Below are 7,431 nucleotides of genomic sequence, written 5' to 3' on the forward strand. Positions count from 1 at the left end.
TTGTTAACCGGTCTCGCGACTGCACTCGGTCCCGGGTCCCGCCGCGTTCCGCGTCGGCGCTATGCTGACCCTCCTGCGGGTGCCTCTTTTGATTTGCTCACTCTTGCTCTTGTTGTCGATCGCTTGTTTTGGCCTGCGCTGACTTGGTCAACGTTCTAACACTTGAAGTCTAATGGGCTCCGCCCCTCGCGCGCGCCAGGGTAAAGCGCCGGCTGGCGCCGGCGCCGACCCGAGCGGTCTCCCCGGTCTTCCGTGCTTTCGAATGGACATCAACTTCTCGAACGCCTGACATGCGCCCGTGCAGACCCGCTTCTATCGAGCGGCCCTGATCGGGCGGGCGATCCCTGTTCCAATCAAAATGCTCCTCACGGGGCTATCGTTGGCCTACGGGCTGATTCGTTGGGAGCCACCTGGCGATCCTGCGCCGTGAGCGCCCAGAGGGGACGAGTGCCCCGACGGATGAGCTGCGTTCGACGCCCCGTGGGGAGTTGCGCCTTTGAGCGCCAGAACAGGGCCGGCGAAGATCGCAGCTGCCCGACTGCGAAGGAGGGAAGGGAATGAATGAAGACATAGCTGCATACGTGGGTGTCGATTGGGCATCGGCGACACACTACGCTTACGCTTTGGATGCCCAAGGAGCAAAACTCGGCCATCGTTCGTTCCAACATAGCGGTGACGGGTTGGCTGAACTGGCAGACTGGATTCAGCGCACGACGGGGTGCCGAGCCAGGCCGGATCGCGATTGGCATCGAGGTCCCGCACGGGCCCGTCGTCGAGAGCCTGATGGATTCGGGTTTCCTGGTTCATGCGCTAAATCCAAAGCAGCTTGATCGATTTCGAGATCGCTTCACCATGGCAGGCGCCAAGGATGATCGGCTCGACGCGTTCGTGCTCGCTGATGCTCTGCGGACCGATAGCCGTTTCTATCGATTCCTGGAGCCAGTGCATCCGACGATCATTCAGTTACGTGAGTGGTCGCGCATGACGGAGGACTTGTCCGCCGAACGCAATCGGTTGGCCAATCGCTTTCGTCATCAGCTCTGGCGTTATTTTCCGCAAATGCTCGAGCTCGCGGAAGACTGGTCGCAGCAGTGGATTTTGGATCTTTGGGATCTGATCCCCACACCGGCAAGGGCGCGGGCCGTGAGGACGTCGACGATCGCAAGGCGCCTTAAGGAGAGCAGGGTAAAGAGGTGGACTGCGGACACCTTGCTCAATCATCTCCGCAGCACACCGATATCTGTTGCATCCGGTGTCACGGAGGCCTGCGTGGCGCACTGCGAGCTCATTCTAGGCCGTCTGCGGCTGGTTATGCAGCAGATGAAGCTTGCCATGAAGGAACTCGAGCGCCTGTGTTCGGCGGTGGCCGAACTTCCATCAGCGAGCGGCATCGCCCCTCACGCCGATCCCGAGATCTTGCGGTCGATGCCTGGAATCGGAACGATCGTCCTCGCGGCACTTCTGTCCGAAGGACACGATGCGATCGTTCGTCGAGACGCTCAGGCGCTCCGGGGATTATCGGGCGTCGTGCCCGTCACGAGACGCAGCGGTAAGCAAATTGTAGTGATCATGAGGCAGTCTTGTCCGCACCGTCTCAGGACCGCTGTCTATCATTGGGCACGCGTTGCGGTGCTGCATGACTTCCAAACACGCAATCGATATGCCGCCTTACGCAAGCGCGGACATTCTCATGCGCGCGCGCTCCGATCAATCGGCAGCAGGTTGATTGGCGTCGCTTGTGCCATGCTCAAGACCGGCGAACTCTTCGACAACGGCCGACCGCCGCAGTCCGCGGCGGCCTGATCCTGCCGTCGGCGAGACGCGAAGCTTCCAAATTGCGTAGCGTCGCGACGACGACAGGCCCGGATGTAACCAGTCGTTCTTCACATCAGCGAGCGATGGCACTTATGAGTGTTGTCGCCGTGCCGGTGTCGTTTTGCGCGTCGCTGCGCTCCCGCAGCGAAGGCTTAGGGCTCCGCCCTCAGCGCGCTGCGGAGTGCCTTCCGCCCAGCTTCGGTCGCTTCTCACTGACGCGATCGGCGACAGATATCCACGCTTCCTGCAGCCGGTTCCCCGCGAAGGCACTCGCTCCGCTTGCACACCCGCTGCTCGCCGCGAGGCAGGGCTTCGAGCGCGATGTTGCGCTCTTCACCCTGCCCAAAAGGTGAGAACGGGAAGCTGCAAATGTTTGGCCAAACTTGCAAGAAAAAGGCTCTTGCAAAAGGTGGGGAGTCCCCTCCGCTCGGGTCGCCCTGGCACTTGCTACCCCCGGTCTTGCCGACGGGCAGGGGTGCAGGCGCGTGGTGCGCCTTGCACCCAAGGAAGCAAGAGGAAGAATGATCATGTCGGCCAAGTCAGTTGAAATCATTCCGGCGAGCGGGACGGAGGTCCTCATTCCGCTCAACAAGCTGAAGAAGTCACCGAACAATGCGCGCAGGACGCCGCATAGCGGGGCGGCGATCGAGGGCTATGCGGCGAGTATCGCCGCAAAGGGCATCCTGCAAAATTTGGTGGTTGAGCCAGAGCTGGACGGAGAAGGAACGGCCACGGGGTTCTATCTCGTGACCATCGGCGAGGGCAGGCGGCTTGCCCAGCTTTTGCGGGTGAAACGGAAGGAGATCAAGAAAACCGAGGCGATCCGCTGCATCATCGACACCGCGAACGATCCTCACGAGATCAGCCTGGACGAGAATGTCACCCGGGAAAACATGCATCCCGCCGACCAGTTCGAGGCGTTCAGGAAGTTCGCGGAGGGGCGTGGTTTTGGTGCGGAGGAGATCGCCGCGCGCTTCGGGGTGACGCCGCATGTGGTGCGGCAGCGCCTGCAGCTGGGTGCGGTTTCTCCCAAACTGATGCAGCTCTATCGCGATGGCGATCTGACCCTTGAGCAGTTGATGGCCTTTGCCATCACCGACGATCAGGCGCGGCAGGAAGGCGTTTATGAGCGCCTGTCCTACGACCGCGATGCCAGCACCATCCGCCGTCTGCTCACCGAAACCCATGTCGCCGCAACCGATCGCCGGGCGCGGTTCGTCGGGCTCGAGGCCTATATCGAGGCGGGCGGTACGGTCCTGCGCGACCTCTTCACCGAGGATCGCGGCGGCTATCTGGAAGATTTGGCGCTGCTCGATCTTTTGGTGACGGCACGGCTTGGCCGGGAGGCGGACGCCTTGCGGGCGGCCGAGGGATGGAAGTGGACGGAGCCCCATCTCGACTTCCCGCATGCCCACTGCATGCGCCGTGCCTACCCGCATCCGGTCGAGCTTTCGGCGCAAGATCAGACCGCCCTTCAGCTCGCTCAATCCGAGTTTGACCGGCTGAATGGCCATCTTTGGCTAGGCTTGTCTCCTACGTCCGATGAGGGCGATTCCCTGCTTATGACGCTACGACCTATGGCAGCCGTCCCTCATCCGAAACCCTCGCACGCTTCCTTTTTTCCCCGCCGGCAAGCCGGCTCCTCGCGGCCGCTTCGCTGCAAAAAAGGAGCGAGCTCGGGTGCGCCGCTGCGCTTCGCCCCAAGGGTTCGGCTGCGGGCCGGCCGCCATGACGGTCTCGCCATCGCAGGGCATCGGCGCCTTGCGGCAACGAAGGAGACAGACCATGACCGCGATCGGATTCGTCACCCGCACAATTCACGGCGGCTTCAGGGGCCAGCTCAGATTCCTGCCTATCTGCGCCGACATCGACATCGTGCCCAATCGCGATAAGTCCGGCGATAACTCAGCAGATTTTCGCATCTTCACCCACGGGCTCGAGGTCGGATCCGGCCGGATTTTGACCGGCGACGGCCGCGGAGCGGACTATCTCAGCTTGTCATTTGCAGCACCTGGCCTCGGAGGCCGTAAGCTCTGTGCCAACCTTGGTCGAACGGTTGGCCTTTACGGTGAAGGCAGCTTCTTCCTGATCTGGAATCCTGTCGACTAGATCAAAATGTTGGGCTCCCGCGCATCGCGCGGGAGCCCGTTCTTGTGTCCGGAAATTAGGTCTTGAACATCGGCGACTGGTGTCAGAGCGTCCTCAAGTGGGCACTGTAGAAGAGGGAGCGGCGGCTGAACTGCCTGCGAGACGTCCCATCATGATCGAAGAAACGCACTCGCACCGAGCGGAATTTTGCCTGGAGCTGAAGGTCGTTCGACGGCCTTTTCTGTTTGTTTCGATGCAGAAAATCGCTCGATCGCCGTTGGAATTGAGGCCGAGCTATGGACAACCGCGGAGGCGTAATTGATGGCTTGAACGCGTGCCGAACGGTCGATTCTTGCGTGCTTCTGCCTCAGATCGCTTGCTTAAAGCTGGTGCGTTCGGCGTGCCACAGCTGGGATTTTCTGCACCAGGATCGCTCTCTTTTGCAGACAAAAGGGACTTAGTTCCGTGTGTTGATCCGTGGACTGGTTTGCCACTAAAGGACCTCGATCACGCGGGCAACAGTTCGCGGAGGAGTGCGATAATTGCGTATTGATGGCGTACGGGCGATGCCTTCGGCCCGCGCTCTACTCCTCGCTTCGCTCCTCACCGAGCCACCCTACGGGTGTCTCGGCCCTCCGGGTAACGATCGCTATCGCAAGCGCGCAAGCAGTGGGGCTTCGTACGTCAACTGCCAAGTCGCGCGGCATTTTCGCAATGAATCGGCCACCAGCCGACGTGTTTCTGCAGGCGCTATTTGGAGGATCCACTACAATGATCCGAACTGCGTTTTGTCGCAAATCTCCCTCTTTTACAGACCAAAAAAGATAGGAGATTTGTCTGCTGATCCGTAGATCAGCAGACACGAGTTCGTCAAACAGAGGAAGGGTGAGCGAGTAACGATGAGCAGAGGGAGCAGCGCAAGATAAAAGCTCTGTCGCTTGGCGAGCCCTAAGCCCTTATCTGCACATCCAAGATTTGTCGCTAACAGACCCTGCTGTGTCGCTACAATATCGCTAACCCCGGGGCGACTATGAATGACCCGAAGATGAAAGGGAAATAGAAGCGAAAAGGAATAGCCCGCTGACATGATCGAGCGGGCCGCTTTCATGAAGCAGTCGCGGAACGATTGAGGCTGCGTTAGGCCGGCCGGGAGGAGACCGGTGGCAAGAACGTTGGTGTCCAAGTCCGATCTCGAACTGATCGCTCTTCAGGAGATCCGGCACGTTCCCGGCGGGGAGCTCGTTATCTCCGTCGGGATTGAACACGGCGACGCGGAACCCGATGGCCTGAATTGGCGACTGCTCGTGATTGCTAAAGACGGTGCGGACCTCGATCGCCTCCAAAACGCCGCTACTACCACGAGCCATCGGCTGAAGCGTCGATACCAACTTGTCATCCAGGGCGACAGCTCGGCGGGTGGCTGAGTTAAAGGCCGGCCCCCACCACCAACAGAACGGCACCAATTGCCATAAGGAGAATGCCCGGCCAGTTCGCTCCGACCCCCAAGAATCCCACGCCGCGCCGCGTCGGCTCCAGGGAATCGCCAGCGGGCCGGCTAAGCGATCCCCGCCAAATAGTAGCGCGTGCCATGTACAAAATTCCGCCGAGAACAAGCAGGCCGCCAAATCCTATCAGGACCATTCTCGCCTCCTCGATTCATGGTTGCCATGTCAAGCGCCCGGAGGTGCGAGCCGCACCTCACTCGGGCTTGGCCGGCAGACGGCCCTTGCCTTCACGCAGCGGCCCGGATAGGTCCTGCGGCCGGCTCGGACTCCCGCGCGGGCAGGGATCCCCGCCGCCGCGAGTGTCGCACCAGACTTCGATCGCGCTCTTGGTCACGCCTCGCCGACCCGACTCCGGCAGCGGCCGCTCCGCGGCCTTCAAGGGACCGGCCACCTTGGGGCGTATGGGCCGACCAGCGCCAACAGGCAGCGCCTGGTGAAGGAGATCAGCCCGCTCAGCCAATGCGCGAATGCGTTGCGTCTAGTCTTTGCAGAAGTCCTCATCCATCGCGCCACTCACACCGAACCTCAGTTGGGCGGCTTCAGCTCACCGGCGAGCCAGCCGACCGCGTCGGTTTGCATCGGATCCACGGCGAAGCGGACCACTTCGGTTCGCTCGCAAGTCGAGCACTCGAAGGTGCGCTCATCGAATCCGCGGGGGCCGGGAGAGATGCGCGCCAACCCCATCCGGTGCTTGCACACAGGACACATCGGACGCTCGTTGGTCGAGACAGCCATCCCTGAAATCTCCACGGCCGATGATACGCCGTCCGCAGCCGGAGTCTTCAATATTCGCGCACGAAAGACCTTCCGAGGAGCGCCAAAGGGAACGAGCCCGAGCCCGGTCGGCCCAGGTTGACGGTCGTGCTCATGGCATCACCTCTGCAACCGGCAGCGGTCGACCAGGCCTTGGCTCATTGAAGGCGATCGGAAAGGTCGAAGCGGAAAGGGTTTGCAGAGCGGCCTCCTCCTCGGTAAGTCGCCGTTCGATGAACTGGCGTTCCAAAGGCAAAAGCCTGGTACGCAGGAGCCGGCGGTAGCGGCTGATGTTGTTATGATGGGCACGAAGGCGTGCCAGGTTTTCGTCCATCGTCATCTGGGCCTCCGAAACTACGCCGCGGCGGCCGCACGTTCGGTCGAACGGAGACGGTAAGGCTTTCCGCCGGGTGGCGTCCGGGGGCCACCGTCCAAGGCACGCAACGCGTCCAAGATCTCGTCGATCGATACCGGCTTCTTGAGACCGGCAGGTGCGCGCATCGACGGGCAGGAAGCGATCGCGGACGCGTCGGACGCCCATGATGCCAGGATTGCGCGCTTCTCGGCCAGCGTCAGGGCCGGATGATCCAGCACGTCTCTCGGTGCTTCAAACACCGTGCCGGGATGAAGAAGAGCGTTGAAGTCGAAAACGTTGTCGTCAGCGGTCGTTGGCCGCATGGTCCTCTCCTTTTCATTGACGAATGGATGGGAGCCGCACGATTCGTCGCACGGCTCCAATGGCGTCTGCGCTAGGCGGCGGCCTTAGCTTCCAGCTTCGGCACGCTGCCGGCCGAGGCATCGCCGATCGCAATCCGGCGGGGCTTGCGCTCTTCACCTGGACATATTCGGCGAGGCTGAACTGGCGCTTGAAGTTGCGGTGCGAGATACCGCGATAGAGGAAATCTGTCTTGTCGGATTTGCTGCCTTCGACCGTCACCACGTTCTGCTCGCCGGTGATGACGATATCCTCGGGCGAGAAACCCGCCACAGCCAGCGAGATCTGATAGCGATCCTCCGCCAGCCGTTCGATGTTGTAGGGTGGATAGTTGTCCTCGCTGGCCCGCTGAGCGGTTTCTGCGAGGTCGAAAAGGCGGTCGAAGCCAATGGTCGAGCGCCAGAGGGGTGCAAAATCGTAGGTGCGCATAGCCAAATCCTCCTGAGAGCAAGATGTCTACGTGTGTTTCGGCATGGAATAAGGACCCCGTTTTCGGGGTGATCGGCATCCAATCGGGACCCCGAGATAAGGGTCCACAGTGGCTTCCATCGAGTC

Annotated in this window: 8 protein-coding genes and 1 pseudogene; 5 read left to right on the forward strand and 4 right to left on the reverse strand. The window is 61.2% G+C overall.

The window, feature by feature from the left end:
* Nucleotides 1–557: 557 nt before the first annotated feature.
* The 5 genes and pseudogenes from ABIB99_RS44170 to ABIB99_RS44190 all read left to right on the forward strand — a co-directional run bounded on the left by ABIB99_RS44170 (nt 558) and on the right by ABIB99_RS44190 (nt 5,327).
* Nucleotides 558–830, forward strand: coding sequence for an IS110 family transposase (locus tag ABIB99_RS44170; protein ID WP_354182243.1), 273 nt, complete (start codon nt 558–560; stop codon nt 828–830).
* The gene (locus ABIB99_RS44175) at nt 784–1,803 is read left to right on the forward strand and encodes an IS110 family transposase (RefSeq protein ID WP_354182245.1); all 1,020 of its coding nucleotides are present in this window, start codon (nt 784–786) and stop codon (nt 1,801–1,803) included. The genes ABIB99_RS44170 and ABIB99_RS44175 overlap by 47 nt, the downstream gene beginning before the upstream one ends.
* Nucleotides 1,804–2,342: 539 nt before the next feature.
* Nucleotides 2,343–3,323, forward strand: a pseudogene (locus ABIB99_RS44180) (ParB/RepB/Spo0J family partition protein); the annotation flags it as partial.
* 277 nt (nt 3,324–3,600) lie between these two features.
* Entirely contained in the window at nt 3,601–3,924 is a 324-nt protein-coding gene (locus tag ABIB99_RS44185; protein WP_354182247.1) for a DUF736 domain-containing protein, read from the forward strand.
* 1,139 nt (nt 3,925–5,063) lie between these two features.
* Nucleotides 5,064–5,327 (forward strand): hypothetical protein, encoded by a 264-nt coding sequence (locus ABIB99_RS44190; protein WP_354182248.1) that lies wholly within the window; start codon nt 5,064–5,066, stop codon nt 5,325–5,327.
* Between the two features lie 606 nt (nt 5,328–5,933).
* On the opposite strand, the gene ABIB99_RS44195 is transcribed toward ABIB99_RS44190, so the two are convergent.
* From ABIB99_RS44195 to ABIB99_RS44210, 4 genes are all read right to left on the reverse strand, one after another.
* Entirely contained in the window at nt 5,934–6,143 is a 210-nt protein-coding gene (locus ABIB99_RS44195) for a response regulator (RefSeq protein WP_354182250.1), read from the reverse strand.
* A gap of 130 nt (nt 6,144–6,273) precedes the next feature.
* A complete protein-coding gene (locus tag ABIB99_RS44200; RefSeq protein ID WP_354182252.1) occupies nt 6,274–6,501 on the reverse strand; it encodes a hypothetical protein in 228 nt (75 codons plus the stop codon).
* A 14-nt stretch (nt 6,502–6,515) separates the two neighbouring features.
* Nucleotides 6,516–6,839 carry a hypothetical protein gene (locus ABIB99_RS44205; protein WP_304494793.1) on the reverse strand — a complete coding sequence of 108 codons (324 nt, stop codon included), beginning with the start codon at nt 6,837–6,839 and terminating at the stop codon, nt 6,516–6,518.
* Between the two features lie 13 nt (nt 6,840–6,852).
* Nucleotides 6,853–7,305, reverse strand: coding sequence for an Hsp20 family protein (locus ABIB99_RS44210; RefSeq protein WP_502917574.1), 453 nt, complete (start codon nt 7,303–7,305; stop codon nt 6,853–6,855).
* Nucleotides 7,306–7,431 lie beyond the last annotated feature (126 nt).

This window comes from Bradyrhizobium sp. LA6.1, assembly GCF_040547805.1.
Classification (GTDB): domain Bacteria; phylum Pseudomonadota; class Alphaproteobacteria; order Rhizobiales; family Xanthobacteraceae; genus Bradyrhizobium; species Bradyrhizobium barranii.